The organism is Halomonas sp. PGE1, from assembly GCF_013000985.1.
GTDB lineage: Bacteria > Pseudomonadota > Gammaproteobacteria > Pseudomonadales > Halomonadaceae > Halomonas > Halomonas alkalicola.
On the sequence record NZ_CP053032.1, the window covers coordinates 783,501 to 809,515 of the forward strand.

The window sequence follows — 26,015 nt, forward strand, 5'->3', positions numbered from 1 at the left end:
ACATCATCCAGCACTTCCCTCACGAGGGCGGCCTCGCCCTTCATGCGTTTCCCCCTCTCGGCCCGGAGCACGCCAGCGTGCCCGGGCTTTCTTCGGCGTGCCGTCAGGAAAGTTGTGAATAGTCCAACTTTCCAGCTGCTTTGTCCTGATTCGTGGCGAGGAGGGATGGGGCCGGCCGGTGATGGCGTGCTGCCGCCTCTGCCATAGACCAATGTCCATTGTTCAGGCCTTCGGGAGTGGGGTAGCTTTGCACGTATCCGAACTCGTATTCGGATGCCGAACTTTCGATAAGTCCATTACAACGACACCCCCGGAGGCTCCCCATGAACCGCACCCTGTCACGCTGCCTGCTCGCCGCTTCCATTGCGGGCCTGACCGCGGCCTCCGCCGCCCAGGCATCCACCACCCTGCGCATGTCGCACTTCTGGCCCGACGGCTCCGGCATCAACCAGGAGATCTTCCAGGCCTGGGCCGAGACCATCGAGGAGCAGTCCGGCGGCGAGCTGCGCGTCGAGAACTTCCCCTCCCAGACCTTGACCCGCGCCGATCAGGCCTATCAGGGGGCGGTCAACGGCATCTCCGACATCGCCATCACCGCCCAGGGCTATACCGCCGGGCGCTTCCCACTCTCCCAGATCGTCGAGCTGCCCGGGGTCTCCGACACCGCAAGCCAGGGCGCCTGCATCCTGCAGAGCCTCTATGACGACGGCCATATCGCCGGCGAGTACGACGACACCCGGGTGCTGTTCATGTTCACCACCGGCCCCGGTTACCTGCACACCGCGGATCACGACATCCAGTCGCCGGACGACCTCGCCGGCCTGCGCATCCGTCGCCCCACCGCGGTGGCCGGCGAGATGCTCGAGCGCCTCGGCGCCCAGCCGGTGGGCATGCCGGCCCCGGACATCTACACCTCCCTGCAGCGCGGCGTGATCGACGGCCTGAGCTTCCCCTGGGAGGGCATGAAGGTCTTCCGCCTCAACGAGCTGGCCAACTACCACACCCAGGTGCCATTCTACTCGCTGATCTTCGTCGCCACCATGAGCCAGCGCAGTTTCGACCGCCTGAGCCCCGAGCAGCAGGCGGTGATCGAGGCCAACAGCGGCATGCAATGGAGCGAGGTGGCGGGCCGGGTCTTCGACGGCCTGGACGAGGCCGGCAAGCAGGAGGCCGAGGAGGCCGGTCACACCATCCGAGTGATCGACAATCCCCTCGAGCACGATGACTGGGCCGGCCCCCTCAAGGAGGGGATCGAGAACTACCTGAGCGAACTCGAGGGGCGCGGCCTGGATAACGCCCGCGAGATCTACGAGGCGGCCATGGCGGCGCGCGACGCCTGCCCGGCCGAGCAGAGCTGAGCGAGAGCGATTTCATGCAAGCCTTGTCGTTCGTGAGCCGCCTGCTGGCACGCCTGTGCCTGGTGGTGGCGGGGCTGGCGCTGCTGGCCATGATGGGCGTGACCATCGCCGATGTGCTGCTGCGCCTGGTGTTTCGCCTCTCCGGGGGCGCCCTCAACTGGAGCGTGGTCGGCAGCGTCGAGCTGGTGCGCTACCTGCTGATGTTTTCGCTGCTGGCGGCCATGGCGGCCAGCGTCGAGCGTTCCCAGGTGGTGGTGGAGGCCTTCAGCCACGGCCTCTCCCCGGTGTGGAAGGAGCGCCTGGGCGGGCTCTTCCTGGCTGGCTTCGTGGTGCTGGGTGCGGTGATGGCGATCGGTCTCTGGCAGGAGGCCGGCGTGGCCGCCCTGCGCGGCCAGGTCACCCAGGACCTGCGCCTGCCCATGGCCCCCATCTACCAGTTCGGCGCGCTGCTGTGTGGCCTGCTGGCGCTGCGCAGCTTGCTGCACGCCCTGCTGGGCGCGCTCTTCGCCACCGATGCAGGGGGTGTCCATCATGAGTAGCGAGATGATCGGCGGCATCGGCCTGATCGGGCTGCTGCTGCTGCTGGTGCTGCGCGTGCCGGTGGCGCTGGCCATGCTGACCGTCGGGGTGGTGGGCTTCGCCCAGGTGATCTCCTGGGGCGCTGCCCTCTCCATGGTCAAGTCGGTGCCGGTGGACGTGCTCTCCAGCTACAACTTCAGCGCCATTCCCATGTTCATCTTCATGGGGGTGCTGGCCGCCCACTCCGGCATGGCGGGCATGCTGTTCAATTCCACCCGCACCATCTGCGGCGGCTGGAAGGGGGGCATGGCCATCGCCACCGTGGGCTCCTGCGGGGTCTTCTCGGCGATCTCCGGCTCATCGCTGGCCACCGCCAGCACCATGACCCGGGTGGCACTGCCGGAGATGGAGAGGCACGGCTACAAGCGCTCGCTGGCCACCGGTACCCTGGCCGCCGGCGGCACCCTGGGGATCATGATTCCGCCCAGCATCGCCCTCCTGATCTACGCGGTGATCACCGAGCAGTCGGTGGGCGACATGTTCGCGGCGGGCATCATCCCGGGGCTGATGGGGCTGGTCTTCTACGCCCTGACGGTGAGCGTGGTGATGCGGATCTGGCCCGACATGGCGGTACCGGGGGAGCCAACGTCGCTCGGCGAGAAGCTGCGCTCGATATCCGGGCTGGTGCCCTTCCTGGTCGTGTTCGTGATCATCATCGCCGGGATCTACCAGGGGATGTTCACCCCCACCGAGGGGGCCAGCGTCGGCGCCTTCTCCACCCTGCTCTATGCCCTCTACAAGGGCATGCGCCTGAAGGGGCTCTGGCAGAGCGCCCAGGAGACCCTGGCGCTCTCGGCAGTGGTCTTCTTCATGCTGGTGGGGGCCGAGACCCTGGGCTACTTCATCTCGGTATCGCGGATCTCCTTCACCATCAGCGCCTTCCTGGGCGGCCTGGATGTGCCGACCATGGTGGTCCTGCTGCTGATCCTGCTCATGTACTTCGTGCTCGGCATGTTCATGGACTCCATCGCCATGCTGGTGATCACGGTGCCGGTCGTCTTCCCGATCATCACCATGTTGGGCATCGATCCGATCTGGTTCGGCATCCTCACCGTGCTGACCGTGGAGCTGGGGCTGGTGACGCCACCCGTCGGCATGAACGTCTTCGTGATCAAGGCCATGGCGCCCCATGTGACGCTGGGCGAGATCTACCGGGGGGTAACGCCCTTCATCGTCGCCGACCTGCTGCGCCTGGTGCTGCTGATTGCCTTCCCCGTGCTCACCCTGTGGATGCTCTAGCCGACGAGGCGCCCCATCAGCAGAAGGCCCTGCCATGTGCAGGGCCTTTTCCATCGGGATAACCCTAGGGTTATGACCCCGCGCGAAAACCTCAATTGCCGCCCGCTCGCTCCTTCGCCACTCTGGGGGCATGCTCCTCGGCCGCTCGTCCTGGTCGAGCCACGACACTGGAGGTGCCGCATGCATGACCAAGCCCCGATGATTCCCCACTCTTCCCGTTCCTGGCTGCAGCGCCTGGGCGGCGTCTTCTTCGATGCCTCGATGCCGCGGCTGGTGCAGGAGCTGCGCCGCGAGGCGGGACCGACCTTCCAGGCCATGGTCCGTGACCTGAATACGCCCATGGCGCCGGCCTTCGAGCGCGAGGTGGCGCGTACCCTCAACCGAGGGGGCAGCGAGGACCTGATTCCCGTCGAGACCCTGATGCCGACGATGATGGAGCGCTTCGGCCTGTCGGTCGAGGATTTTGGCCCCGAGGAGAGCGTACATCTCCAGGAGCTGCAGCATGTCTGCAACCGCTGTCCGGTAGCAAGCCAGTGCTGGCGCGCCCTGCGCGCCGGCACCGGATGGGAGAAGTGTCGCAGCTTCTGCCCCAACGCCACGGCCTTCGAGAAGAGGGCGGCGGCTGCCGCCTGAACGAGCCGCCGCCGTCGACTCGCCCCCGCTCAGCTCGCCTGGTCGGGGGCGTCTTGTCTCTGGGCCTCGGTGGCATGCTGGCGCAGCCGGAAGTCACGTGGCGAGAACCCGGTGTTGCGCTTGAAGAAGCGGGTGAAGTAGGCCGGCTCCGAGAAGCCCAGGGAGTCGGCGATCTGGCTGATGGTCATGTTGGTGTAGGTGAGCTGGCGCTTGGCCTCCAGCAGCAGGCGCTCGTGGAGCAGCTGCAGGGCGCTGCGGTCGGCTAGGCGGCGGCACAGGGAGTTGAGGTGGGCGCTGCTCATGCCCAGCTGGGCGGCGAACTGCTCGACGCTCGGCTGGCGGCGAAACTGGGCCTCGATCAGTGCCTGGTAGTTCTCCAGATGCTGGTGGCCCCGGTCGTGATGGTGGTCAGAGGCCTTGAGACTCTGCCCGGCGGCGACCTGCAGGCGCGCCAGCTCCACCACCAGCGCCTGGATCAATGCCTCCAGCAGACGCGCCCGCCCGGGGGCCGGCTGGCGGTACTCCTCGTCGATCTGGGCCACCAGGGTGGCGATGCGGCGTTTGCTGTCGGGGTCGCGCAGCGCATGGAAGCCGGCGTGCTGCAGCAGGGTGCCGGCACTGCTGGCCGTCTCGGCCAGATGCTCCACCAGTGGTCTCGCCAGGGTGATGATGTGGCCGTCCACATCGGGAGAGAAGCGGAAGCCGTGAATGCTCATGCTCGGCACCACGATGACCAGCGGCCCCTCGAGCGGATGAAGGCTTCCCTCCAGCTCGAGGTCGACCCGGCCGCGGCTGATATGCAGCAGGTGAACCAGGTCGGCGTGGCGGTGGGGGCGAATATGCCAGTCATGCAGGGCGCTGCGCTCCGGGATCGACTCGCAGTGAAGCAGGTCCGGGGTCGGCCAGTGGTGCGTCTCGCCGTAGAGCTTGAAGACGGGAATGGTGCCGGTGGTCATGGGGGCTCCTCTCGGCTACGACCAAGGTCGAGTGCGCAGGCGTGGATAGTCCAAGTGATGAAGTGGATCATGCCTTATATCGGCGGCCGTTTCATTGAAAAATACAATTCATCAAGCGAACACTTGTGCGCAATGCCCCTGGTATCACAGACAACAACGGAGTCCCCTCATGAAGACACAGGTAGCCATCATCGGTGCGGGCCCCTCGGGCCTGCTGCTCGGCCAGCTGCTGAGCCGTCAGGGCATCGACAACGTCATCCTCGAGCGCAAGAGCGGCGAGTACGTGCTGAGCCGCATTCGCGCCGGCGTGCTGGAGCAGGGCATGGTCGACCTGCTGCGCGAGGCCGGGGTCGATGAGCGCATGAACGCCGAGGGCCTGCCCCATGATGGCTTCGAGCTGGCCTTCGACAACCGCCGGGTGCGGGTGGACCTGGCCGGCCTGACCGGCGGCAGCAAGGTCATGGTCTACGGCCAGACCGAGGTGACCCGCGACCTGATGGCGGCTCGCGAGGCGAGCGGCGGCACCACTATCTACGAGGCGGACAACGTCCAGCTCCACGACCTGGAGAGCGAGGCGCCCTGGGTCACCTTCGAGAAGGACGGCGAGACGGTGCGCCTCGACTGCGACTACGTGGCCGGCTGCGACGGCTTCCACGGCGTTTCGCGCAAGTCGATCCCCGAGGGCCGCATCAAGGAGTTCGAGAAGGTCTACCCCTTCGGCTGGCTGGGGATTCTCTCCGACACCCCGCCGGTGGCCGACGAGCTGATCTATGCCCGCCACGAACGTGGCTTCAGCCTCTGCAGCATGCGTTCCGAGACCCGCAGCCGCTACTACATCCAGGTGTCTCTGGACGAGAAGGTAGAGGACTGGTCCGACGAGCGCTTCTGGGAGGAGCTCAAGCGCCGCCTGCCCGACGACGTGGCCGCCAAGCTGGTCACCGGCCCCTCCATCGAGAAGAGCATCGCGCCGCTGCGCAGCTTCGTGGTCGAGCCGATGCAGTACGGCCGCCTCTTCCTGGTCGGCGACGCCGCGCATATCGTGCCGCCTACCGGCGCCAAGGGGCTCAACCTCGCCGCCAGCGACGTCAACACCCTCTATCGGCTGATGGTGAAGGTCTTCCAGGAGGGGCGCACCGATCTGATCCCCAACTACTCGCGCACCTGCCTCAAGCGGATCTGGAAGGCCGAGCGCTTCTCCTGGTGGATGACCACCATGCTGCACAAGTTCTCCGAGGAGGAGGACTTCGCCACCCGCATGCAGCAGGCCGAGCTCGACTACGTGACCGGCTCCGAGGCGGGGCTGACCACCATCGCCGAGAACTACGTGGGCCTGCCCTACGAATCTCTGGAGTAGCGCGGTAGCCGCACTTGAATTCCCTGCCCAGTCACAGCGACGGCCACCATAGTGGCCGTCGCTGTGTTCTTCTCTTGCCTCGCGGCGCGTCGTTGCTATCGCATCATCTGGACCAGGACCAGGGAGATGGCGGGGAAGGCGATCAGCAGCCCCAGCCGGACCAGGTCCGCGCCGATGAAGGGCACCAGCCCCTTGTAGATGCTGACCAGCGGGACATGGGGCAGGCTCGCCTTGATCACGAAGACGTTCATGCCGATAGGGGGCGTGATCAGCGCGATCTCCGTGACCACCACCACGATGATCCCGAACCACACCAGGTCGAAGCCGCCGGCGGCCAGGGTGGGGACGAACAGCGGGACGCAGATCAGGATGATGGAGAGCGAATCCATCACGCAGCCCAGCACCAGGAATACCAGCAGGATCATCAGCAGCGTCTGGTAGGGCCCCAGGCCCATGCCCTCGATCGCCTGGCGGATGCCTTCGCCCAGCCCGGAGAAGGAGATCAGGTGGGTGAAGAGCATCGCGCCGAACAGCACCGCATAGAGCATCACCGAGGTCGCCGCGGTCTCGACGAAGATGCGGCGCAGATGCCGGAGCCCGATGCGCCGCTGCAGCAGGGCGATGATCAGGGCGAAGCCGGCCCCCATGCCTCCCGCTTCGGTGGGTGTGAAGAGCCCCACATAGATCCCGCCGATGACCATCACGAAGAGCAGGGCGAAGGGCCAGACGCCGCGCAGCGAGGCGAGCTTCTCCTTGAGGGGCACGGCCTCTCCCCGGGGGGCGCTCTCGGGGCGCCAGCGGGCGACCAGCCAGACCACGACCAGGTAGAGACCCAGCCCCAGCAGGCCCGGCAGCACGCCGGCGATGAACAGGTGTCCGATATTGGTCTGGGTGAGGATGCCGTAGATGATCAGGATGATGGAGGGCGGGATCAGGATGCCGAGCGAGCCGCCCGCGGCGATGGTCGCCGAGGCGAAGGAGTCCGAGTAGCCGTAGCGCTTCATGCTCGGGTAGGCCACCTTGGACATGGTGGCGGCCGTTGCCAGGCTGGAGCCGGAGACGGCGCTGAAGCCGGCACAGGTCATCATGGTCGACAGCGCCAGGCCACCACGGGTCGAGCCCAGGAAGGCGTAGGCGGCGCGGAACAGGTCGTCGGCGATGCCGGAGCGGGCCAGGACGTTGCCCATCAGCACGAACATGGGCACCACGGCCATCTCGTAGGAGAACACCGCCTGGGTGATGGTCAGTGAGACCATGGAGCGTGTCACGTCCCAGCTGATCATGAAGGTGAGTCCGCCGATCGAGACGGCCATCAGCGCGAAGGCCAGCGGTACGCGCAGGAAGGCGAGCATCAGCACGCCGAGCAGGGAGACGATGCCGATCATCATGATGCATTCCCTTCCTGATCGTGGACGGAGCCCGCGGGGCTGAAGAGAGAGGCGGGCAAGAGCGAGGCCAGCCCTGCCAGGCAGGCGGTCAAGGACATGAAGGCATACATGTAGCTGCGCGGAATGTAGAGCGCCTGACTCGCCTCCTGGATCAGCACGGCCTGCCGGGCGGCCAGCAGGTACTGCCAGGCGATCAGGAAGAGGATGGCGGCCACGCCGATCGAGACCAGCGCATGCCACCAGCGCAGGCGAGGCGAGGAGAGCCAGCGGTCAAACAGGTCGACGACCAGATGGCCGCGGTCGGCGGTCACCAGCGGCAGGCCGCAGAAGATGATGATCACCATCAGGTGCTCGGTGATGTCGTGGGCGCCATAGATGGGGGTGCCGAACAGCCGGCGCCCCAGCACGTCGCAGAAGGTGAGAGCCACGATGGCAAGCAGTGCCGTGATCAGCACTGCCTCCACCCCCAGCCTCACGCGGTTGAGCGTGTGTCGCATGGGAATCTCCTGCCCCGCAGGGGCTGGCCGGGTTATTCGCTATCCAGGGCCTGATAGCGGCTCTCGTAGAAGTCGACGATGGCCATGGGGTCGTCATAGCCCATCTTGGCCATGTCCTCCGCCCAGGAGGCCAGCATCGCCTCGCGCATCTCGCGGGTCTTCTCGAGCAGCGCCTCGGTGGGCTCGTGGAACTGATTGCCGAGCTCCCTGAGCTGTGCCTCTGCGGACTGCGTCTGGTCATTGAACCGTTCACCCCAGTGACGCGAGAGGTGCTCTCCGGAGACGCTCATGATGGCCGCCTGGTCCGCCTCGGAGAGGCTGTTCCACTTGCGCTCATTCATGCCGATGAAGAAGCTGGCATCGTAGAAGCCGCCCGGGAACAGGGTGTGATGCCCCAGCTGGCTCTCCAGCCGGAAGCCGATCACCGACTCCAGCGGATGCAGCGAGCCATCGACCACGCCACTTTCGAGCATCTCGTAGGCGCGGGTCGCCGGCGCCGCCACGGGCACTGCGCCGAAGCTCTCGAGCAGCTCGCGCTGGATGGGGCCGCCCATGCGCAGCTTCTGATTGCGCAGGTCCTCGGGTGCCACCATTGGGCGGCTGCCGTGGTGCAGGGACCCACCGCCAAACAGGCCGGCACCCAGCAGCTTCACGCCCTGGAAAGCCGAGTCATCCACCAGATGCTCCTGCAGGGTCTCCCACAGGGCGACCGATGAGGCGACGGCGTTGGAACCGGTCAGGGGCAGTTCCGCAAACCACAGCGACTTGAAGCGAATCGGCTCGTAGGTGAAGTTGCCCCAGGTGATATCCGCCACGCCCATGCGTGCCAGTTCCCAGTGCTGCTCGGGCGAGCCGACGGCGCTCGGCAGCATCCGGATGCGAACCCGTCCCTCGGTCGCCTCCTCGACCTGCTCGGCCCAGGCGCCGAGGATCTCCGTGCTGACGAAGTGATTGGGCGGTACCCAGTTGGAGAGGGTCAGGGTGGTCTGGGCATGGCCGATGCCGCTGCCAAGGGTAAGGGCGATACCGACGGCCAGAGCGGTCTTCTTCGGGTGAGTCATGGGGAGTCTCCAGTCTTGTTGTTGTCCCGACTCGTTGTGATCCCGAGTCGGGTGCGGGGGGCAGCGATAGCCTGGCGCCATGGGGCTCAGGCAGGCTGAGGAACCTCAGAGAAATAACGTGATACCAGGCCGACCCAGAAGGCGGCGGCCGGTGTCAGGCACTCGTCATTGAAGTCGTAGTGGGGGTTGTGCACGCTGCAGGGGCCGAGATGCACCCCCTGCTCATAGCCGTTGTCGCCGTTGCCCACCATCAGATAGCAGCCGGGTACCCGCTCGAGGAAGAAGGCGCAATCCTCGCTGGCGGTAAGAGGTGCGGCGGGGCTCTCGACCCGCTCCTCGCCGAACAGCGCCCGGGCGGTATCGACGGCCAGCCGGGTCTCGGCGGGGGCGTTGATCAGCACCGGATAGCCGCGCTCGTACACCACCTCGCAGCGGCAGTCGAAGGCCTCGGCCTGGGACTGGGCGACGGCGCGGATGCGCCGCTCCAGGGTGTCGCGCACCTCGGGGTCCAGGGTCCTGACGCTCAGTTCGAGCTCGGCGCTTCCGGGGATGATGTTGTAGGAGTTACCCGCCTGCAGGCGGCCCACGCTGATCACCGATGCCAGGTTGGGGTCCACGTTGCGCCCCACGATGCTCTGCAGGGCCAGCACGGTGGCGGCGGCGGGCAGGGTCGGGTCCAAGGCCAGCTGTGGCATGGCACCGTGCCCGCCCTTGCCGACGAAGGTGAGCGTGACCTTGTCCGAGGAGGCCAGGAAGGCGCCCTCGCGGAAATAGAAGTGGCCGGTGGGCTTGCCGGGGTAGTTGTGCAGGGCGAAGAGGGCGTCACAGGGGAAGCGCTCGAAGAGGCCCTCCTCGATCATGCGCCGGGCGCCGCCGCCGCCCCCCAGCTCTTCGGCGGGCTGGAAGATCAGGGTCAGGGTGCCATTGCCCGGCAGGCCATTCGCGCGATGCAGGCGCGCCAGGGCCTCGGCGGCACCCAGCAGGATGGCGGTATGGCCGTCGTGACCGCAGGCGTGCATCTTGCCCGCGACTCGGCTGGCCCAGGGCAGGCCGGTCTCTTCATGGATGGGCAGGGCGTCCATGTCCGCCCGCAGCGCGAGTCGGGGGCCTGGGCCGTCGCCCCAGCGCAGCACGCCGACCACGCCGGTGTCGGCGATGCCGGTATGCACCTCGTAGCCCCACTCGGCCAGCCGCTCCGCCACCAGGCGGCCGGTGGCGATCTCCTCGAAGCCGAGCTCGGGGTATTGATGGATCTGGTGACGCCAGGCCTTCATGCTGTCGAAGTCCGGCTGAATCTTCAGGGGGGCTGTCATGAACTGCACCGTTCAGCGTTATTGTAATGTTGATAAATTGGATGCTGGCAGTGCTCCGGGACAACGTAAAGACGACATAATCTGCTTGGTGACAACCTGAGGTGTTCGTCTCGTCATGAAGGATCATCAACTCAAGGCCTTGGTGCAGGTGGCCGAGCAAGGGTCGATTCGCGGCGCCGCCAGGGCACTGCATCTGAGCCAGAGCGCCCTGACCAAGGCGTTGCGGGAACTGGAGGCCGATCTCGGGGCCGAGCTGCTGGTGCGCAGCTTCAAGGGGGTGGAGTTCACGCCGGCCGGCCAGGCGCTGCTGTCGCGGGCACGTCTGGCCCTCGCCACGCTGGACAAGGCCAGAGACGAGATTCGTTGGCTGAGAGGAGGCGCCGGCACTCAGGTCACTGCCGGCGTGACGCCGGCCATCGCCGCCACGGTCCTGCCCGGGGTGCTCAAGGCGTTCCAGCAGGAGCAGCCGGAGGCGAGCCTGACGCTGGTGGAAGGGATGCTGACCAACGTCTTGCCCGGGCTGATGGAAGGGCGGATCGACTTTGCGATCGCCGCCGCGGAACCGGAGGGGTTGCCCTACGAGATTGCCTTCGAGCCGCTGGCCCGGCTCCGGGTCGAGCCGGCCGCCAGGGTCGGCCATCCCCTGCTGGGAGCGACCTCCTGGTCACAGTTGGCCGACGCCCGCTGGGTGCTCAACCTCGCGACGGGCAGCATGGCGCATCAGCTGGTCAGCTGGCTCGATCGTCAGCGCATTCAGCTGTCGCACCCCGTAGTGAAGTGTGATTCCCCCGCGCTCATGACCGAGATGATGCGCCGCACCGACCTGATCGGCTTCGGCCCCCGCATCCTGTTCCAGGATCCCCTTTTCGGCCAGGGGCTGGCCTGCTTCGAGTCGCTCCCCCCGGTCCCTCTCAACACGCTGGGGTTGCTGCGGCTCAAGGGGGTGCCGTTGAACTCCGGGGCCCAGCGGCTGGTGACGCTGTTTCATCGCTACATCGCCGCGCTGCCCCCTCAGGGATAGCGCCCGCTGCGGCGGTTCCCCACCAGCACCTCGAGGATGGCGTTGGCCTCCTGCATGATCGGGGAGGGCTTCTCGCCGCGGCGGCGGCTGCAGATCACCGGGGAGGTGAGCGAGCGGTCCGCCAGGTAGATGTAGCTGATGCCGTCGCGGCGCAACCGGCGCACCTGCTCCGGCACCAGGGTGATGCCGATCTCCGAGGCCACCAGGCTCAGCGCCGTCTGCAGCTCGTTGGCCTCCTGGACCACCTCCACCTTGAGCCCCTGGCGGCGGAACATGCCCAGCATGATATCGGCCATGCTGGGGCGCGGCTTGGCGGGGAAGAGGATCAGCGGGTAGCGGGCGAGTTCGGCCAGGGTGGGCGTGGTGCCTTCCAGGGGGTGGCCGCAGGGCACCGCGGCCATGATCGGCTCGTCGAACAGCACCTCCTGCTCCACTTCCGGGTCGTCGATCCGGAGACGCCCGAAGCCCATGTCGATGCGTCCGGCCTTGAGGGCCTGGATCTGCTGCACCGTGGTCAGCTCGGCCAGACCCAATTCGACATTATCCTTTTGTCGTAAATCGCGCACCAGCAGCGGCAGCTGCCCGTAGAACACCGATGCCACGAAGCCGATGCCGAACATGACGCGCTTGCTGCGGGCCATGCGGCGGGTGGACTCCAGGGTGGCGTCCACCTTCTCGAGGATCTGCAGGGCATGCTGCTGGAAGAACTTGCCGGTGGCCGTCAGGCGCAGGCCGCGCGGTCCCCGCTCGAACAGCTCGGCCCCCACCTCCTGCTCCAACTGCTTGATCTGCCTGGATAAAGGCGGCTGCGACATGTGCAGCCGCTCGGCCGCACTGGTGAAGTTGAGCTCCTCCGCGACCACACAGAAGTACCTCAGATGGCGCAGTTCCATGATACCTCCTGGGTATGGAAGGGCACCCAAACAATATTGGTTCCGTCTTCCCGCTGCAATCAGACTGCCATGCAATCACCATACTGCCCGCATCGGGAGCCCCCATGAGCGCCACTATCCAGTCCATCGAGACGCTGCTGGTCGACCTGCCGACCATCCGTCCCCACAAGCTCTCCATGACCACCATGGCCTGCCAGACCATGGTCATCGTGCGGATGCGCCACAGCGACGGCATCGAGGGCCTGGGTGAGGGCACCACCATCGGCGGCCTGGCCTACGGCCCCGAGAGCCCCGAGAGCATCAAGTGCAACATCGACGCCTACCTGGCGCCGCTGCTGATCGGCCAGCCCTCCGGCAACGGCAACGCCCTGCGCGCCCTGCTCAACCGCCACGCCCGCGGCAACATGATCGCCAAGTCGGCGCTGGAGACCGCGCTGCTCGACGCCCAGGGCAAGCGCCTGGGCCTCTCCGTGGCCGAGCTGCTGGGCGGCGCCCGCCAGACCCACCTGCCGGTGCTCTGGACCCTGGCCAGCGGTGATACCGCCAAGGACATCGAGGAGGCGCAGCTGCGTCTCGAGCAGCGCCGCCACGGCGACTTCAAGCTGAAGATCGGCGCCAACCCGGTGAAGCAGGACGTGCGCCATGTGGCCGCCATCAAGGAGGCCCTGGGCGACCGCGCCAGCGTGCGCGTCGATGTCAACCAGGCCTGGGACGAGTCCACCGCCGTCTACGGCATCCAGGCCCTGCAGGACGCCGGCATCGAGCTGATCGAGCAGGCCATCCCCGCCCGTGAGCACGCCGGCCTGATCCGCCTGGCCGACCGCTTCAACGTGCCGATGCTGGCCGACGAGGCGGTGCAGGATGCCCGCGACGGCCTCGACCTGGCCCGCGGCGGCTTCAGCGGCGCCTTCGCCCTCAAGATCGCCAAGTCCGGCGGCCTGCAGGGGGTGCTGGAGCTGGCCCACGTGGCCCAGGCCGCGGGCATTGGCCTCTACGGCGGCACCCTGCTGGAGGGCACCATCGGCACCGCCGCCTCCCTGCACGCCTGGGCGACCCTGCCCGAGATGGCCTGGGGCACCGAGATGTTCGGCCCGCTGCTGCTCAAGGACGACATCGTCGTCGAGCCGCTCCACTACCGCGAGTTCGGGGTGGATCTGCCGGCCGGCCCGGGTCTCGGCATCACCCTCGACGAAGACAAGCTGGCGCACTACGCGCGCAAGTAAGCCCACGACACGACAACCGGAGGATCGAGCCATGCTGTTTCAGGTGGAAATGACCGTCAAGCTGCCCCCGTCCATGCCGGCCGAGCAGGCCGCCGAGATCAAGGCCACCGAGAAGGCCTACGCCCAGGGGCTGCAGCGCTCCGGCAAGTGGCGCCACCTGTGGCGCGTGGCCGGCAGCTACGCCAACGTCAGCATCTTCGACGTCGAGGACAACGCCGAGCTGCAGGAGATCATCTCCAACCTGCCCCTCTTCCCCTACATGGAGATCAGCGTCAAGCCGCTGTGTCGCCACCCGTCCTCCATCCGCGAGGACGACTCCTGAGTCACGGATGAATCACGCCAGCCCCGCCCCGGCGGAAGCAAAGAGATAAAGCAGAGGATACTTATCATGACCGTGAAGATTTTCGATACCCCCGAAGTCCAGGATTTCCTGAAGACCGTCGCCGGCTTCGACCAGGAAGGCGGCAACGAGCGCGCGAAGCAGATCATGCACCGCCTGCTCTCCGACCTGTTCAAGCTGATCGACGACTTCGACGTCACCCCCGAGGAGTACTGGTCCGCCGTCAGCCTGCTCAACGCCCTGGGCGGCCAGACCCAGTTCGGCCTGCTCTCGCCGGGGCTGGGCTTCGACCACTACCTGGACATGCGCCAGGACGCCATCGACGCCGAGGCCAAGCGCGTCGGCGGCACCCCGCGCACCATCGAGGGCCCGCTGTATGTCGCTGGCGCCCCGGAAGCCGAGGGCTTCGCGCGCATGGACGACGGGAAGGACCAGGACGGCGAGACCATGTGGCTGACCGGCCAGGTGCGTGACGTCGACGGCACCCCGATCGCCGGCGCCAAGGTCGAGATCTGGCACGCCAACTCCAAGGGCGGCTACTCCTTCTTCGACCCGAGCCAGTCCGAGTACAACCTGCGTCGCACCATCGTCACCGACGCGGAAGGCCGCTACACCGCGCGCAGCATCATCCCGTCCGGCTACGGCGTGCCGGAAGGCGCCCCCACCGACGTGGTGCTGAAGTCCCTGGGCCGTCACGGCGAGCGTCCGGCGCACATCCACTACTTCGTCTCCGCGCCGAACCACCTGCACCTGACCACCCAGATCAACCTGGCGGGCGACCCCTACACCTATGACGACTTCGCCTTCGCCACCCGCGAGGAGCTGGTGGTGCCGGCCGAGCGCATCGAGGATGCGGGCGTGATCGCCAAGCGCGAGCTGGACGGCCCCTTCTCCGAGGTGGTGTTCGACGTCGAGCTGGCCAAGACCGATGTGGCCGAGCTGCAGACCCGTCACGCCCGCCCGCGCGCCAAGGAAGACGAGCAGGACCAGCACAGCCAGCTGGCCGGCACCGCCAAGGTCTGAGCCCCATCTCCTGACCCCTGACATTCCGCCAGGAGCGCCGGGGGCAGGCCGAAGGAAAAAATCGACCCGCCCCCGGAACCGCTCCGAAGATAGATACGACAAGACATCGAGGACCTGGACCATGACCAGCAAACTTGACCAGCTCGAAGCGCGCGTCCGCGGCGCCGTCGTCGACGACGCCGAGAAGGGCATCTTCCGCTGCCACCGCAGCATGTTCACCGACCCGGCCTTCTTCGAACTCGAGATGAAGCACGTCTTCGAAGGCAACTGGCTGTTCCTGGCCCACGAGAGCCAGATTGCCGAGCCGGGCGACTACATGACCGTGACCATGGGCCGTCAGCCGGTGGTCATCACCCGCGACAAGGCAGGCGAGCTGCACGCCCTGATCAACGCCTGTGCCCACCGCGGCGCCACCCTGTGCCGCCGCAAGCGCGGCAACAAGGGCACCTTCACCTGCCCCTTCCACGGCTGGACCTTCAAGAACGACGGCAAGCTGCTCAAGGCCAAGAACGAGAAGGTGGGTGCCTACCCGGACAGCTTCAAGCAGGACGGCTCCCATGACCTCAAGCGCGTGCCGCGCTTCGAGAGCTACAAGGGCTTCCTGTTCGGCAGCCTGAGCGAGGACGTCAAGCCGCTGGACGAGTACCTGGGCGAGACCACCAAGATCATCGACAACATCGTCGACCAGGCGCCGGAAGGGCTGGAAGTGCTGCGCGGCACCTCCTCCTACACCTTCAAGGGCAACTGGAAGCTGCAGGCCGAGAACGGCGCCGACGGCTACCACGTCAGCACCGTGCACTGGAACTACGCCTCCACCATGGATCGCCGCAACTACGAGGCGGGCGGCACCAAGGCGGTGGACGCCGACGGCTGGTCGAAGAGCCAGGGCGGCTTCTACTCCTACGAGAACGGCCACATGCTGCTGTGGACCCGCCTGCTCAACCCCGAGGTGCGTCCGGTCTACCAGAACCGCGAGTGGATCGAGGAGCAGTTCGGCGCGGCGCGTGCCGACTCCATCGTCAACCAGACCCGTAACCTCTGCCTCTACCCCAACGTCTACCTGATGGACCAGTTCTCCACGCAGATCCGCGTGCTGCGCCCGATCAGCGTCGACGAGACCGAGGTCACCATCTACTGCTTCGCGCCCAAGGGCGAGTCTGCCGAGAACCGGCGCGTGCGCATCCGCCAGTACGAGGACTTCTTCAACGTCTCCGGCATGGGTACCCCGGACGACCTCGAGGAGTTCCGCGGCTGTCAGGACGGCTACCACGGCGCCCTGGCCGAGTGGAACGACCTCTCCCGCGGGGCCAAGCAGTGGATCGACGGCGCCGACGACAACGCCCGTGCCATCGACATGCAGCCGCTGCTCAGCGGCGCCTCGCCGGAAGATGAAGGCCTCTACGTGCTGCACCACAAGCACTGGGTCGAGGAGATGCTGCGCGCCATCGAGAAGGAACGCAGCCGGTTTATTCCAACTGAGCTCGCCACCGCATCGGTCTGAAGGGGAGAAGAGACATGAGCCTTAGCTATCAAGAGATCCAGGCCTTCCTGTACCGCGAGGCGCGCCTGCTCGACGACCGTGAGTGGGACGAGTGGCTGACCTGCTACAGCCAGGACGTCGAGTTCTGGATGCCGGCGTGGGACGACGACGACCAGCTGACCCGCGACCCGCACAGCGAGATCTCGCTGATCTACTACCCGAGCCGCGAGGGTCTGGAGGACCGGGTCTACCGGATCAAGACCGAGCGCTCGGGGGCGAGCACGCCGGAGCCGCGCACCACCCACCAGATCACCAACATCGAGGTGCTCAAGGAGGAGGGGGACACGCTGTCACTGCGCTTCAACTGGCAGACCCTGAACCATCGCTACAAGGAGACCCAGACCTTCTTCGGGACCTCCCTCTACACCCTGGACGTGTCGGGCGAGTCGCCGCTGATCACCCGCAAGGTAGTGCAACTCAATAACGACTATATCCACCAGGTCATCGATATCTATCACATCTGATCTGGTGCCGGAGGAGAACGACCATGAGCTACACCATTGCCCTCAACTTCGAGGATGGCGTCACCCGCTTCATCGGCTGCAAGGAAGGTGAAACGGTTCTCGATGCCGCCTACCGCCAGAAGGTCAACCTGCCGATGGACTGCTCCGACGGCGTCTGTGGCACCTGCAAGGGACACTGCGAGCAGGGCGAGTTCGACATGGGCGACGAGTACATCGAAGAGGCGCTCTCCGACGAGGAGGCCGCCGAAGGCATGGTGCTGACCTGCCAGATGGTGCCGTCTTCCGACTGCGTCATCCAGGTCCCCGTGGCCTCCACCCTGTGCAAGACCGAGGTGGGCAAGGTCGAGGGCACGGTAGCCGCGGTCGAGCAGCTCTCCGAAGACAGCATCGAGCTGGTGGTGGATCTGGATGACGGCGCCGAGATCGCCTTCCTGCCCGGCCAGTACGTGCATATCGACGTGCCGGGCACCGAGGTGCATCGCTCCTACTCGTTCAGCTCCCTGCCGGGCGAGCAGCGCGCCACCTTCCTGATCCGCAACATCCCGAACGGGGTGATGAGCGGCTACCTCGGCGAGCGGGCAGCGTCAGGCGATCGCCTGACCCTGACCGGCCCGCTGGGCAGCTTCTACATCCGCGAGGTGACCCGCCCGGTGCTGATGCTGGCCGGTGGCACGGGCCTCGCGCCCTTCCTCTCCATGCTTTCACAGCTGGTGGAGAAGGGCTGCGAGGCGCCGATTCACCTGATCTACGGCGTCAACAAGGATGATCACCTGGTCAAGGTGGACGCCCTGGACGAGTTCGCCGCCAAGCTGCCCAGCTTCTCCTACGCCACCGTGGTGGTGGACGAGGCCAGCGAGCATCCCCGCAAGGGCTACGTGACCCATCACATGGACGCCGAGGTGATGCACGACGGTGACGTCGACGTCTACCTGTGCGGCCCGCCGCCCATGGTCGATGCCGTGCTCAAGCACTTCGACGCCCAGGGCATCGTGCCGCAGAGCTTCCACTACGAGAAGTTCACCCCCAACGAGGCGGGAGCGAAGGCATGAGCCGGCGTTTCGAGGGCTCTCGTTTTCAGGACCGGGTGATGGTGATCACCGGGGCCGCCCAGGGCATCGGCAAGCGGGTCGCCGAGCGCGCCGGCGCCGAGGGTGCCCGCCTGGCCCTGGTGGACCGCGCCGACCTGATCCATGAGGTGGTGGCCGAGCTGACCGAGCAGGGCGTCGAGGCGATCGCGCTGCAGGCCGACCTGGAGACCTGGGCAGGCGCCGCCGAGGTGATGGCGAAGAGCGTCGAGCGCTTCGGTCGCATCGATATCCTGATCAACAACGTGGGCGGGGCGATCAACTTCAAGCCGTTCACCGAGTTCAGCGAGAGCGAGATCGCCGCCGAGGTGACCCGCTCGCTGATGCCGACCCTGTGGTGCTGCCGCGCCGTGCTGCCCACCATGGTGGAGCAGGGCGGTGGCGTCATCGTCAACGTCTCCTCGGTGGCGACTCGCGGCATCCACCGGATCCCCTACTCGGCGGCCAAGGGCGGCGTCAATGCGCTGACCGAGTCCCTGGCCTTCGAGTATGCTGAGCACGGCATCCGCGTGGCGGCCGCTGGGATCGGGGGCACCGAGGCGCCGCCGCGGAAGATCTCCCGCGGTACCCCGGAGCCCCGCAACGCGACCGAGAAGGCCTGGTTCCAGGCGCACATCGACCAGACCAAGCAGAGCTGTCTGATGAAGCGCTACGGCACCCTGGACGAGATGGCGGCGCCGATCCTGTTCCTGGCCTCGGACGAGGCGAGCTACATCACCGGCAGCGTGCTGCCGGTGGGTGGCGGCGACCAGGGCTAGTTCGTACGCGCCGATTCGGTCATCACCGGATCGGCGCGTTTCGTTCAACGCCCATGCCCATACCAACGATAACAACCCTCCCCTGGAGCTCACCGTGAAGCACATCGAGAAGGGCGTGAGCCTGAGGCACGCGCCAAGCGACTTCCTCCGCGACATGAACGTCGACAACGTCAGTACCGGACTTGTCGCGGGTATCCTGGGGCTCAGCGTCGGCGTCGTGCACATCAGTGCCGGCACCGCCGCCGGGCTCGACTCCTCCTTCATCATGATCTGGGTCATCAGCTACCTGATGATCAACGGCCTCTTCGGCATCTTCATGCCAGCCTACTACCGGCTGCCGATGCCCATGGCCAACTCCATTCCCGGTGCGTTGATGTTCGCAGCGGTGATTCCCGTGGTCGGCCTGGAGGCCGCGCTCGGGGCGACCCTGATCGCCGGGGCCATCTCCCTGGTGGCTGGCCTGGCCGGCGTCATGGGCATCGTCATGCGCCTGATGCCCATGCCCATCGTCATGGGCATGGTGGCGGGGATGCTGCTGAGCTTCGGCCTCAACATGGTGCGGCCACTTGAGAATGCCATCGTGCCGGCGGCCATCATGATCCTGGCCTTCTTCCTCTCGGCGCGGCTGCTGCGCAAGGTGCCGCCGTTGATCGTCTCCATGCTGGCGGGTGTCATCTACCTGATGGCCACCGGAGTGGACCTCTCCGGTATCCAGGCGACGATCCGCTTCCCCGAGTTCATCATGCCCCAGTTCACCCTGAACGCCTTCCTGGCCTACGGCCTGCCGCTGGCGATCATCCTGGTGGGCATGGAGACCCCGGCGGGCGTCGGCCTGATCAAGGGCATGGGCTACAAGGAAGTGCCGGCCAACGGCATCACCGCCGTGGGCGGCATCGGCACCATGGTCTCGGCCTTCTTCAACCTGCACAGCACCTGCATCGCCGCCCCCATGACCGGCATCTGTGCCTCGCCGGAGGCGGGCACCCATGAGAAGCGCTGGGTCGCCGCGGTGGTGGCCGGTGCAATCTTCGTGGTGGCCGCCCCCTTCTACGGCTATGTGGTGAGCCTGCTGGAGGCCACGCCGCGCTACTTCATCGCCATCATCGCGGGCCTGGCCCTGATGCGCGTGATCACCTCGGCCATGGCGATCGCCTTCTCCGGCAAGAAACACGAGATGGGGGCGCTGTTCGCCTTCCTGATCGCCGCCTCCGGCATCCAGATCCTGGGCATCGGCGCCACCTTCTGGGCCCTGGTGCTGGGCGTGGTGGTCTCGCTGATCTTCGAGACCAAGGACTTCGAGTTCGCCAGCAACGCCCATCCCCTGAAGAAGCAGCCGACCGACTGAGCCAGCCCGGCGCCGGTGACCCCACCGGCGCCCGACACGCTATCCTCCTTGGCCCGTATCCGCTTCGGCGATACGGGCCCTTTTTCGTTGCCTGGCGGGTGGGGATCGCCTCACCGCCGGCGCCGTTCGAGACATCGTCTCAAAGGCCTTGAAACCGGATCAACCGCACCTATCTTGCAGGTCATGGGGCCCTGTCAGCCGCGCGCCGCTCGGCCCCGTCCCGTCATCTGGCAGTTGAAGAGAAGGAGGTGTTCGATATGTTCGGAGATCTCAGGGGCCTGGATCCGGCCCGCGCCCAGGGCATGGAGTGGGTTCGCCAGCTGTTCGACGAGATGTTCCCCGGCGGGGGAGCGGCCGATATCCGCTCGGTGCCGTCCGGCAGCTTTCCGCTGATCAACGTCGGGCGCACCGACGAGGCGGTGCGCGTCTACGTCTTCGCGCCGGGGCTCGGGGCCGAGGACCTGGAGGTGAGCCTGCAGGACAACGTGCTCACCGTGGCCGGTCGCCGTGAGGCGCCCACGGGCGATCAAACGCGCACGCGCTTCCGCCAGGAGCGCTTCCATGGCGACTTCCGGCGAGCGGTGGCGCTGCCCGAGGGGCTCGACATCGATCGGGCCGAGGCGCGTTTCCAGGATGGCGTGTGCGAGATCGTGCTGCCCAAGCGCGATGAGCTCAAGCCGCGGCGCATCGAGGTGCAGGCGGCCTGAGGCCGCCCCGCGAGTACCGCGTTTCGAGACCGAAGGAGGTGAGAAAGATGAACGAGATCACCCGTCACGACGCCGACTCCCCCCGCTCTGCCGGGGAGAAGCGCCGGGAGGAGGCGCTGCTGCCGGCGGTGGATATCCACGAGGAGAACGACGCCGTGCATATCATCGCCGACATGCCCGGCGTGACCCGCGACTCGCTGGTCATCGAGGTAGATAATGGCGTGCTCACCCTGGAAGGCGAGGTGGCGATCCCGATGCCCGAGGGGCTGAGCCCGCTCTACGCCGAGGTGCGCGCCCAGCGCTACGCGAGGCGCTTCACCCTCAGCCACGAGATCGACAGCGAGGCGATCAGCGCACGGATCGACAGTGGTGTCGTCCACCTGACGTTGCCGCGGCGCGACACGCACCGTCGGCGGCGCATCGAGGTGCAGGCGGCCTGAGCCGTACTCGTCCAAAACGCAAGGGGGCGCGGCCGGCTGGCCGCGCCCCCTGTGTTGCCTGCTTGCCTCAGGGGTTGATCAGTGGGCAGCGACTCTTCTCCAAGGACTGGAAGGCCTGCTCCCCTGGGATGGTGCGCAGCACGCGGTAGAGGTCCCACTCGCCTTCGGAGTCCTCGGGCGACTTCACCTCCACCAGATACATGTCATAGACCATGCGGCCATCCTCGCGAATCACGCCATTGGTAGTGTAGATGTCGTTGACCGGGTTCTCGCCCATCCAGGCTCGCACGGTGCCTGCGTCATCGCTGCCGGTGGCCTCGATGGCGTTGAGGTAGTGCATAGTGCTGGAGTAGACTCCGGCCTGCACCATGGTGGGCATTCTGCCCATGCGCTCGTAGAAGCGCTGGGCCCACTCCCTTGCCTCGTCGTTCATGTCCCAGTACCAGCCGGTGGTCAGCTGCATGCCTTGGGTGGTCTCGAGCCCCAGAGCATGAATGTCGTTTAGGAACACCATCAGTCCGGCCAGCGTCTGGCCGGACTCCACTAGTCCGAATTGCCCGGCGGTGCTAATGGCATTGACGGTGTCGGCGCCGGCATTGGCCACGCCAACGATTTGTGCGCCAGAACCCTGGGCCTGCAGGATGAAGGAGGAGAAATCTTGGTTATTGAGCGGGTGGCGCACCGTGCCGACGACCTCGCCGCCCATTTCAGTGACCACGTTGGAGACTTCCTCTTCCAGTGAGTGGCCGAAGGCATAGTCGGCGGAGAGGATGAACCAGCGTTTGCCGCCCTCCTCGACGATGGCTCGGGCCGTACCGTTGGACATGGCATGAGTGTCATAGACCCACTGGATATGGTTTGGGCTACAGTGTTCATTGGTGATGCCAAGTGCGGCAGAGCCGGAGCTCAGGGCGATGCGGTCATGCTCGGCAATCAGGCGGGTGACGGCGATGGTCACCGATGAGGCGACCAGTCCTGCTACCATGTCGATATTTCTCTGATCAATCCACTCGCGCACGATGCTGGCGCCCACGTCGGCGCTGTTGCGGTCGTCGGCGCTGAATATCTCAATGGGGGCGCCGTGGATGCTGCTACCATGGTCCTCTACGGCCATTTGCAGCGCCTCCAGCCCGCCGGGGCCAGCCAGGTCGCGGTAAGGACCGGACATGTCGACGAGATAGCCAATGCGGATAGCGCCATCGCTGATTTCGGCCTGGGCAGTACCGGCGGCGAGCGCCATGGCCAGGCCCAGCAGGCCGCTCTTGAGAGTGAATTGGCGTTTTACGGACATACAATTTCTCCTTCCTCGTCGCATGACGAGGCTATTTGTTATTGGCATTGTAGGGTCGTGCGTCGTGCGTCGTGATCGGGTATGTTTGGGGTCTTGTTGGATCAGCTTTCTTCTCGCTCGGCGTTGGGGCGTCCTGCATGTTGATGGCCTCCAGCTCCTTCTGGAACTTGTTCAGATAGTGCAACAGGCTCACCGTCTCGTCGAAGGTGAAGTTGGCGAGCCCCTGGGCATAGAACTCATGGATCTTCGGTTGTAGGCTCTCCCAGAAGGCGCGGCCTTTATCGGTGAGCAGGATCAGCCGGGCGCGCTTGTCGTCGGGGTGGGGGATGCGCTTGACGTGGTCGTCCCGCTCCAGCCGCTTGAGCACGCCGTCGAGACTTTGACGGCTGACGATCAGGTACTCCGTGAGCTGATTGAAGGAGATGCCGTCCTCGTAGCCCTTGCGCGACAGGGCGCCCAGCACGGCCCACTGGACCGTGGTGAGGCCGACCTGGCCGACTGTCTGCTTCTGCAGGATGTTGCTGGCCTGGAAGAGACGGAAGAACAGCCGGTTGGCCACACTCTTGTCATCCTGAATCGCCATCGATGGCACTCCTTGGTCGAGTCGCGCCGCCGGGCGGTAATCAGGGCGTCCGGTCGCGATGAGGCTGGTCATCTGGGCACCGCCTGGCGAGCGATGATGTTCTTCATGATCTGGGCAGTACCGTCGCCGATCTGCAGGCCCAGCACGTCGCGCATGCGCTGCGAGAAGGGCATGTCCTCGCCCCAGCCGGTATGACCGTGGGCCAGCATGCACTGCTTGATTACATCGAAGGCAAGCTTGGGGCCCCACCACTTGTTCATGGCCGCCTCGCTGGTGTGTGGCAGTTTGTTGTCCTTCAGCCACAGCGCGTAGTAGCACTGCAGACGGGCGGCCTGAACGTAGGTCTGGCACTCCGCTAGCGGATGGGTCAGCCCCTGGAAGGCCGCCAGCGGTTGGCCGAAGGCCTCGCGCTCGGTGAGCCACTGCCAAGTTTCGTCAAGCGACTGCTGGGCCACCGCCAGGCACTGCAGGCCGATCAGCGCGCGGCTGTAGTCGAAGCCCTGCATCACCTGCTTGAAGCCCTGACCCTCGTCACCAAGCATGTGATCGGCCGGTACCGCGACATTGTTGAAGAAAATCGAGCCCCGGCCAATGGCGCGCTGGCCGGAATCCTCGAAACGGCTGGTGGTGATGCCAGGGAGGTCCATGGGTACCAGGAAGGCGCTGATGCCGCTGGCGCGCTGCTCCTGGGTGCCGGTGCGGGCGAAGACCACCGCCACGTCGGCCTGGTCGGCCATGGAGATGGAGGTCTTCTCGCCGTTGAGCACGAAGTGGCCGCCGTCGCGGGTCGCCTTCAGCTTCAGGTTGGCGGCGTCACTGCCGCCGTGGGGCTCGGTCAAGGCGATGCAGCAGATCTTCTTGCCTGAGGTGATGCCTGAGAGCCACTCCCGGGCCAGCTCGGGGCGGGCATGGTGGGCGATAATCTGGCCGTTTAGCGAGGCGAGTAGCGGCAGGTAGCCGACGTTGAAGTCGCCGCGGGCGATCTCCTCGACGATGATGCCGTTGGTTACGCAGTCCAGGCCGCTGCCGCCATACTCCTCGGGTAGCTCGCCGCCCAGGCAGCCCATCTCGCCCAGCATCTTGACGATCTCGCGCTCGATGAGCGCCTCTTCCTCGCGCTTCCGATAGCGGGGGGCCAGCCTGTCGGCGGACAGCTTGGCCACGCTCTCGCGAATCGCGTCCTGCTGCTCGGTAAAGGCAAAGTTCATGACCGTTTCCATCCTCTCTGGGGAGGCCGCCGGCCCGCTGGGGCGGCGGCAACTTGTCGTCAGTGCCCTTGATCAGCGCCTTGGGGCATCAGGCGTTGTAGAACTTGCGGAGCTAGAATTTTCGAAAATCCGGCTTGCGCTTCTCCTTGAAGGCCGCGACCCCCTCCTTGGACTCGTCGGTCGCGTAGTAGAGGCTCAGCGCTTGCATGCCCATGGCGCCAATGCCGGCAATGTTCTCGCTGTCGGCGTTAAAAGAGCGCTTGGCAATGGAGAGGGCGGTGGGGCTCTTCTCGAGGATCTCGTCGCACCACTGACGTACCTCCTCGTCGAGCTTGTCGGCGGGCACTACCGCGTTGCATAACCCCCACTCCAGCGCCTGGGCGGCGCTGTACTTGCGGCACAGGTACCAGATCTCACGGGCGCGCTTCTCGCCGATCACCCGCGCCATGTACGCGGTGCCGAAGCCAGGGTCCACCGAGCCCACCTTGGGGCCCACCTGGCCGAACACGGCGTTCTCCGAGGCGATGGTCAGGTCGCACACCAGCGCCAGCACGTGGCCGCCGCCAATGGCGAAGCCCTGCACTCGGGCGATCACCGGCTTGGGCACCTGGCGGATCAGCGTCTGCAGCTCCTCTACCGGCAGGCCGATGATGCCGCGGCCATCGTACTGACCTTCGTGGGCACTTTGGTCACCGCCGGTGCAGAACGCCTTATCGCCGGCTCCGGCCAGCACGATAACACCGACCGACTTGTCCCAACCGGCGCAATTGAAAGCATCGAGTAGCTCCATGCAGGTCTGGCCACGGAAAGCGTTGTAGCGCTCCGGGCGGTTAATGGTAATGGTCGCCACGCCATCGTTGACGTCATAGAGAATGTCTTCGTAATTCGGTGCCTGCAGTGTCATAAAAAATTTCCTTTTATTAAATAGTGTGGGGTTCATCCCGACATCGTGAGGCCGCCGGAAACGCTAATGACTTGTCCGGTGATAAAGTCGGCATCGTCGCTGGCAAGCAGGGCAATGATTCCGGGGTAGTCCTCGGGTTGGCCGATGCGACGCATGGGCACGGCGTTACGGAAAGCCTCGAGGAGCTTCTCTGGGTCGCGGGCGGTATCAGCCACACTCTTGAGCAGGGCGGTATCGGTGGGGCCGGGGCAGACCACGTTGAGGGTGACGTTCTTGCTGGCCAGTTCGCGGGCCAGAGTCTTGCTCAGGCCCAGCATGCCGGCCTTGCAGGCGGCGTAGACCGCCTCGCCGGAGGAGCCGACCCGGGCGGCGTCGGAAGCGACATTGATCACCTTCCCGCCGCCGGCCTCGACCATCTTCGGCAGCACCACGTGGTGCATATTGAGCGCACCGGTCAGGTTGACGGCGATCAGCGACTCCCACATTGCCGGCTCGGTCTTGAGGAACGGCATGAAGCGATCGAAGCCGGCATTGTTGATCAGTACCGAGGGCACGCCGAGCTCGGCCTCGATGCGTTCGACCGTGTCGACGATTGCGGCGTAGTCGGTGATGTCGGTGCCATAGGCGCGGGCCTGGCCGCCGGCTTCGGCGATTACCTCAACGGTGCGGCGGGCGGCGTCGAGATCACGATCGAGCACCGCCACCTTGCTGCCTTCCTCGGCGAAGCGTCGACACACCGCGCGGCCGATGCCGCCGCCACCGCCGGTAACGATGATGATCTTGTCTTGGAGTCCTCTCATGCAGCTCTCTCT

The 26,015-nt window shown here is 66.0% G+C and carries 27 protein-coding genes; 16 read left to right on the forward strand and 11 right to left on the reverse strand.

The window, feature by feature from the left end; all coding sequences use genetic code 11:
• Positions 1 to 323 precede the first annotated feature (323 nt).
• The 4 genes from HIR79_RS03765 to HIR79_RS03780 all read left to right on the forward strand — a co-directional run bounded on the left by HIR79_RS03765 (position 324) and on the right by HIR79_RS03780 (position 3,809).
• The gene (locus HIR79_RS03765; protein ID WP_169957199.1) at positions 324 to 1,358 is read left to right on the forward strand and encodes a TRAP transporter substrate-binding protein; all 1,035 of its coding nucleotides are present in this window, start codon (positions 324 to 326) and stop codon (positions 1,356 to 1,358) included.
• 14 nt (positions 1,359 to 1,372) lie between these two features.
• Complete coding sequence (locus HIR79_RS03770) at positions 1,373 to 1,897, forward strand: TRAP transporter small permease (RefSeq protein ID WP_169957201.1); 525 nt, start codon at positions 1,373 to 1,375, stop codon at positions 1,895 to 1,897.
• Positions 1,890 to 3,176, forward strand: coding sequence for a TRAP transporter large permease (locus HIR79_RS03775; protein WP_169957205.1), 1,287 nt, complete (start codon positions 1,890 to 1,892; stop codon positions 3,174 to 3,176). The genes HIR79_RS03770 and HIR79_RS03775 overlap by 8 nt, the downstream gene beginning before the upstream one ends.
• Before the next feature lie 180 nt (positions 3,177 to 3,356).
• Positions 3,357 to 3,809 carry a hypothetical protein gene (locus HIR79_RS03780; RefSeq protein WP_169957208.1) on the forward strand — a complete coding sequence of 151 codons (453 nt, stop codon included), beginning with the start codon at positions 3,357 to 3,359 and terminating at the stop codon, positions 3,807 to 3,809.
• Positions 3,810 to 3,838: 29 nt separating this feature from the next.
• Here HIR79_RS03780 and HIR79_RS03785 read toward each other — a convergent pair whose 3' ends face one another.
• Positions 3,839 to 4,765 (reverse strand): helix-turn-helix domain-containing protein, encoded by a 927-nt coding sequence (locus HIR79_RS03785; protein WP_169957210.1) that lies wholly within the window; start codon positions 4,763 to 4,765, stop codon positions 3,839 to 3,841.
• 169 nt (positions 4,766 to 4,934) lie between these two features.
• On the opposite strand from HIR79_RS03785, the gene pobA reads away from it, so the two are divergent.
• Positions 4,935 to 6,119 carry a 4-hydroxybenzoate 3-monooxygenase gene (gene pobA / locus HIR79_RS03790; protein WP_169957212.1) on the forward strand — a complete coding sequence of 395 codons (1,185 nt, stop codon included), beginning with the start codon at positions 4,935 to 4,937 and terminating at the stop codon, positions 6,117 to 6,119.
• Between the two features lie 95 nt (positions 6,120 to 6,214).
• Here the strand turns inward: pobA and HIR79_RS03795 are convergent, their stop codons facing one another.
• The 4 genes from HIR79_RS03795 to HIR79_RS03810 all read right to left on the reverse strand — a co-directional run bounded on the left by HIR79_RS03795 (position 6,215) and on the right by HIR79_RS03810 (position 10,378).
• Positions 6,215 to 7,507, reverse strand: a complete 1,293-nt coding sequence (locus HIR79_RS03795) for a TRAP transporter large permease (RefSeq protein ID WP_169957214.1) — start codon at positions 7,505 to 7,507, stop codon at positions 6,215 to 6,217.
• Positions 7,504 to 8,004 carry a TRAP transporter small permease gene (locus HIR79_RS03800; RefSeq protein ID WP_169957216.1) on the reverse strand — a complete coding sequence of 167 codons (501 nt, stop codon included), beginning with the start codon at positions 8,002 to 8,004 and terminating at the stop codon, positions 7,504 to 7,506. The genes HIR79_RS03795 and HIR79_RS03800 overlap by 4 nt, the downstream gene beginning before the upstream one ends.
• Positions 8,005 to 8,036: 32 nt before the next feature.
• Positions 8,037 to 9,065: a TRAP transporter substrate-binding protein gene (locus tag HIR79_RS03805; protein ID WP_169957219.1), complete on the reverse strand. Its 1,029-nt coding sequence runs from the start codon at positions 9,063 to 9,065 to the stop codon at positions 8,037 to 8,039.
• Between the two features lie 86 nt (positions 9,066 to 9,151).
• Positions 9,152 to 10,378, reverse strand: coding sequence for a M20 aminoacylase family protein (locus HIR79_RS03810; protein WP_211620925.1), 1,227 nt, complete (start codon positions 10,376 to 10,378; stop codon positions 9,152 to 9,154).
• A gap of 115 nt (positions 10,379 to 10,493) precedes the next feature.
• On the opposite strand from HIR79_RS03810, the gene HIR79_RS03815 reads away from it, so the two are divergent.
• Positions 10,494 to 11,399 (forward strand): LysR substrate-binding domain-containing protein, encoded by a 906-nt coding sequence (locus HIR79_RS03815; RefSeq protein WP_169957222.1) that lies wholly within the window; start codon positions 10,494 to 10,496, stop codon positions 11,397 to 11,399.
• On the opposite strand, the gene HIR79_RS03820 is transcribed toward HIR79_RS03815, so the two are convergent.
• On the reverse strand, positions 11,390 to 12,292 hold the full coding sequence (locus tag HIR79_RS03820; RefSeq protein WP_169957225.1) for a LysR family transcriptional regulator: 903 nt from the start codon (positions 12,290 to 12,292) through the stop codon (positions 11,390 to 11,392). The genes HIR79_RS03815 and HIR79_RS03820 overlap by 10 nt on opposite strands.
• 104 nt (positions 12,293 to 12,396) lie before the next feature.
• On the opposite strand from HIR79_RS03820, the gene HIR79_RS03825 reads away from it, so the two are divergent.
• The 10 genes from HIR79_RS03825 to HIR79_RS03870 all read left to right on the forward strand — a co-directional run bounded on the left by HIR79_RS03825 (position 12,397) and on the right by HIR79_RS03870 (position 21,217).
• A complete protein-coding gene (locus HIR79_RS03825; RefSeq protein ID WP_169957227.1) occupies positions 12,397 to 13,515 on the forward strand; it encodes a muconate/chloromuconate family cycloisomerase in 1,119 nt (372 codons plus the stop codon).
• A 31-nt stretch (positions 13,516 to 13,546) separates the two neighbouring features.
• A complete protein-coding gene (catC, locus tag HIR79_RS03830; protein ID WP_169957230.1) occupies positions 13,547 to 13,837 on the forward strand; it encodes a muconolactone Delta-isomerase in 291 nt (96 codons plus the stop codon).
• 66 nt (positions 13,838 to 13,903) lie between these two features.
• Positions 13,904 to 14,878, forward strand: coding sequence for a catechol 1,2-dioxygenase (catA, locus tag HIR79_RS03835; RefSeq protein WP_169957233.1), 975 nt, complete (start codon positions 13,904 to 13,906; stop codon positions 14,876 to 14,878).
• Positions 14,879 to 14,999: 121 nt separating this feature from the next.
• A complete protein-coding gene (locus HIR79_RS03840) occupies positions 15,000 to 16,379 on the forward strand; it encodes a Rieske 2Fe-2S domain-containing protein (RefSeq protein ID WP_169957237.1) in 1,380 nt (459 codons plus the stop codon).
• Between the two features lie 14 nt (positions 16,380 to 16,393).
• Positions 16,394 to 16,882, forward strand: a complete 489-nt coding sequence (benB, locus tag HIR79_RS03845) for a benzoate 1,2-dioxygenase small subunit (protein WP_169957242.1) — start codon at positions 16,394 to 16,396, stop codon at positions 16,880 to 16,882.
• Positions 16,883 to 16,905: 23 nt separating this feature from the next.
• A complete protein-coding gene (gene benC / locus HIR79_RS03850) occupies positions 16,906 to 17,931 on the forward strand; it encodes a benzoate 1,2-dioxygenase electron transfer component BenC (protein ID WP_119023254.1) in 1,026 nt (341 codons plus the stop codon).
• Complete coding sequence (benD, locus tag HIR79_RS03855) at positions 17,928 to 18,725, forward strand: benzoate diol dehydrogenase BenD (protein ID WP_119023253.1); 798 nt, start codon at positions 17,928 to 17,930, stop codon at positions 18,723 to 18,725. Before benC ends, benD begins: the two co-directional genes overlap by 4 nt.
• 94 nt (positions 18,726 to 18,819) lie before the next feature.
• Entirely contained in the window at positions 18,820 to 20,070 is a 1,251-nt protein-coding gene (locus HIR79_RS03860; RefSeq protein ID WP_086511940.1) for a benzoate/H(+) symporter BenE family transporter, read from the forward strand.
• A 257-nt stretch (positions 20,071 to 20,327) separates the two neighbouring features.
• Complete coding sequence (locus tag HIR79_RS03865; protein ID WP_119023252.1) at positions 20,328 to 20,777, forward strand: Hsp20/alpha crystallin family protein; 450 nt, start codon at positions 20,328 to 20,330, stop codon at positions 20,775 to 20,777.
• A 47-nt stretch (positions 20,778 to 20,824) separates the two neighbouring features.
• The gene (locus HIR79_RS03870; protein ID WP_119023251.1) at positions 20,825 to 21,217 is read left to right on the forward strand and encodes an Hsp20/alpha crystallin family protein; all 393 of its coding nucleotides are present in this window, start codon (positions 20,825 to 20,827) and stop codon (positions 21,215 to 21,217) included.
• A 67-nt stretch (positions 21,218 to 21,284) separates the two neighbouring features.
• On the opposite strand, the gene HIR79_RS03875 is transcribed toward HIR79_RS03870, so the two are convergent.
• From HIR79_RS03875 to HIR79_RS03895, 5 genes are all read right to left on the reverse strand, one after another.
• A complete protein-coding gene (locus tag HIR79_RS03875) occupies positions 21,285 to 22,508 on the reverse strand; it encodes an ABC transporter substrate-binding protein (protein ID WP_086511941.1) in 1,224 nt (407 codons plus the stop codon).
• A gap of 31 nt (positions 22,509 to 22,539) precedes the next feature.
• The gene (locus HIR79_RS03880; protein ID WP_240407708.1) at positions 22,540 to 23,163 is read right to left on the reverse strand and encodes a MarR family winged helix-turn-helix transcriptional regulator; all 624 of its coding nucleotides are present in this window, start codon (positions 23,161 to 23,163) and stop codon (positions 22,540 to 22,542) included.
• A complete protein-coding gene (aliB, locus tag HIR79_RS03885; RefSeq protein WP_119023250.1) occupies positions 23,160 to 24,299 on the reverse strand; it encodes a cyclohexanecarboxyl-CoA dehydrogenase in 1,140 nt (379 codons plus the stop codon). Before aliB ends, HIR79_RS03880 begins: the two co-directional genes overlap by 4 nt.
• 112 nt (positions 24,300 to 24,411) lie before the next feature.
• Complete coding sequence (locus HIR79_RS03890; RefSeq protein ID WP_119023249.1) at positions 24,412 to 25,203, reverse strand: enoyl-CoA hydratase-related protein; 792 nt, start codon at positions 25,201 to 25,203, stop codon at positions 24,412 to 24,414.
• 32 nt (positions 25,204 to 25,235) lie between these two features.
• Complete coding sequence (locus HIR79_RS03895) at positions 25,236 to 26,003, reverse strand: SDR family NAD(P)-dependent oxidoreductase (RefSeq protein ID WP_086511944.1); 768 nt, start codon at positions 26,001 to 26,003, stop codon at positions 25,236 to 25,238.
• Positions 26,004 to 26,015: the final 12 nt, after the last annotated feature.